The 2714-nt window shown below is 66.3% G+C and carries 2 protein-coding genes; one reads left to right on the top strand and one right to left on the bottom strand.

Annotated elements, in window-relative coordinates; genetic code table 11:
• Nucleotides 1-2 precede the first annotated feature (2 nt).
• Nucleotides 3-572 carry a hypothetical protein gene (locus tag BN903_RS09970; RefSeq protein ID WP_048077582.1) on the top strand — a complete coding sequence of 190 codons (570 nt, stop codon included), beginning with the start codon at nt 3-5 and terminating at the stop codon, nt 570-572.
• 42 nt (nt 573-614) lie between these two features.
• Here the strand turns inward: BN903_RS09970 and BN903_RS09975 are convergent, their stop codons facing one another.
• A complete protein-coding gene (locus tag BN903_RS09975; protein WP_048077583.1) occupies nt 615-2522 on the bottom strand; it encodes a carbon starvation protein A in 1908 nt (635 codons plus the stop codon).
• Between the last annotated feature and the right edge of the window lie 192 nt (nt 2523-2714).

The raw sequence follows: 2714 nt of genomic DNA on the forward strand, positions 1-2714 counted from the left end.
AGATCCGCGAGTCGGTGCCGGACTACGACGACGAGTACCTCGACCGGGTCTCGGACCGGCTCATGTACAGCTACGACCTCGACCGCGACGTGGTCGTCGACGGCGAGCGCTTCGAGCTGTACGCGGAGATGCGCGTCCGCAACCAGAAGCAGTTCCTCCACCCCGCCCTGAGCTACGCGGACCACGACATGATGGAGTTCGTGTTCGCGCGCCGCGTCTCGACGCCGTCCGTCGCCGACGTGGAACGACTCGTCGAGTTCGCCCACGGCGTCGCCGACGACCGCGTCGACGGGCACGAGGAACACTACGGCACCGACGTCACCGTCGTGCTCGTCGCGGATCGGGTCCCGGACGACGTCGCCGACTTCGTCGAGGGGTTCCACGACCGCACCCTCCTGAAGTTCGGCTACTACGGCCACTACGAGGTGAACCTGGTCGTCGTCGCGCCCGACCGCGAGTCGCTCGCGGCAAGCGAGAGCGCCGACACCGCCGCGGCGTTCCGACTGTGGGAGGCGGTCGACGAGCCGGACGAGGGACTCTTCTCGCGGTTCGCGAAGCGGTTCTGGCGATGAGCTACACCGGCTTAAAAAACGGCGACGCCGCGGCCGCGGTCGTCAGTCGTCGCTCGGTTCGACTGCGGGCTCGCTCCCGCCGCGGACGCTCGTGATGTTGCCGTAGCCGATACGCACCAGCGACAGCGCGAGGTAGATCAGCACGAACGCCAGTGCCATCTGGACGACGGCGGATATCTGTCCGCTGAGTCCGGCCACGTTGCCCAGTATGAGCTTCTGATACAGGTTGTCCCACAGGGCGACCCACGACAGCCCGAGTACGGTGATCGTCACCATGATCGTCATCGGGACCCCGGTGGAGATCAGCTGCTTGGACTCGTCCCAGTTGGCGAGCCACACGGTGCCGGTCAGCAGCGCCAGCGCCGCGAGCAGCTGGTTCGCCCCGCCGAACAGCGCCCAGAGCGTCACCCACTCGCCGGAGATGACCAGCGCGTACGCGATCAGCGACTGGATGATCGGGTTCGTGTACCGCCCCTTCGCGAGGCTGGGAAGGTCGGCCGAGAAGCCCGTCGTCGTCCCGCTGCCCTGCGTGCCGACGATCTCCTCCATCATGTACCGACCGAGCCGCGCGGCGGTGTCGGTCGACGTGAGCAGGAAGCTCACGAGCACGAGCGCCATGAACGGCGCGCCGTACTGGGCGGGAATACCGAGGCTGGTGAGGATGATACCGCCTCCCGTCGCGAAGTTCGGCAGTGCGCCGCCGATACCGCCGCCGGCGGCGGCCGTCGTGGAGCCGGCAATGGCGAGCGTCGAGATGGCGACCGAGGCGAGCAGCCCCTCACCGAGCATCCCGCCGTAGCCGATGAGGCGCGCGTCGCTCTCTTGGTTCAGCTGTTTCGCCGTGGTGCCGGAGGACACCAGCGAGTGGAACCCGCTGATCGTCCCGCAGGCGATTGTGACGAAGAGCAGCGGGAACAACGGCGTGATCCCCCGTTCTCCGATTGCCAAGTCGCTCCCGAAGAAGCCCATGTACGCCCCGATCGAGGAGTCGATCGCGAGCTCCTGTACCGGAGTGATCGGATCGATGCCGAGGTTGAACCCGACCGTCCCGACGATTATCGCCAGCAGCGCCCCGCCGACGCCGGAGTACAGCAGGAACGACGAGAGGTAGTCGCGCGGCTGGAGCAGCACCCACACCGGGAGCGCGCTCGCGAGCGTCGCGTAGACGAGGATGACCGGCACCCACGCCGCGACGTTCGGCTGGAGGATGGCGTCGGTGCTCACCACCGCGCCGGGCAGCCACGCGCCGCTCCCGAGGAACTCGAACAGGACGATCGTACCCTGCGGATACGTGCCGGCCTCGACGGCCGGGAACAGCGCGATCGGGTTCTGGATACCGACCCAGACGCCCGCGAACACGCCCGCGACGAACAGGACCGTCCCCGGCAGGAACGGGCCGTCGAGCTGGTACAGGTAGACGCCGAACCCGAACGCCAGCGCGATGTAGATCAGGCTCGCGGTCGCCGCCGACGGGAACGCGTTCAACACGATCCCGACGACCAGAGCGAACACCGCCACCACGAGGATGATGGTGAGGAACGCGAACCACAGCAGCATGTTCTTGCCGCGCTCGCCGACGTACTCGCCGACGATGAAGCCGATCGACTTCCCCTCGTGTCGCATCGACCCCGACAGCGAGATGAAGTCGTGAACCGCCCCCATCAGCGGGTTCCCGATCGCGACCCACAGCAGCGCCGGAACCCATCCCCAGATGGCCCCGGCCGTGATCGGGCCGACGATCGGCGCGCCGCCCGCGATGCTCGAGAAGTGATGCCCCAGTAGCACCGGCTTCTTCGCCGGTACGTACTCCTGTCCGTCCTCGTACTTGTGTGCCGGCGTCTCCCGCTCGTCGTCGAGATCGACGAACCGAGAGAGGTACCGCGAGTATCCCACGTACCCCACGGTGAACGTACTGAGAACGGCGACGACGATCCAAATTACACTTGTCATAGGTTCCCTGCCTCGTGGTACCGGTTCACTATGTTAGACTTAAACGTTGCTTTCGTTCATGATACTTGAGGCGATCGACCCGCCGAATCGGCCGAAGCACCCGGGTGTACTGGGTTTCTTACTCCCGAGAATCGATAAAATTCGGCACATCTCCGGTCGATTCGGCTCGCGCGCGCTCGGGCGGCGTCGAGT

This window comes from Halorubrum sp. AJ67 (assembly GCF_000513435.1).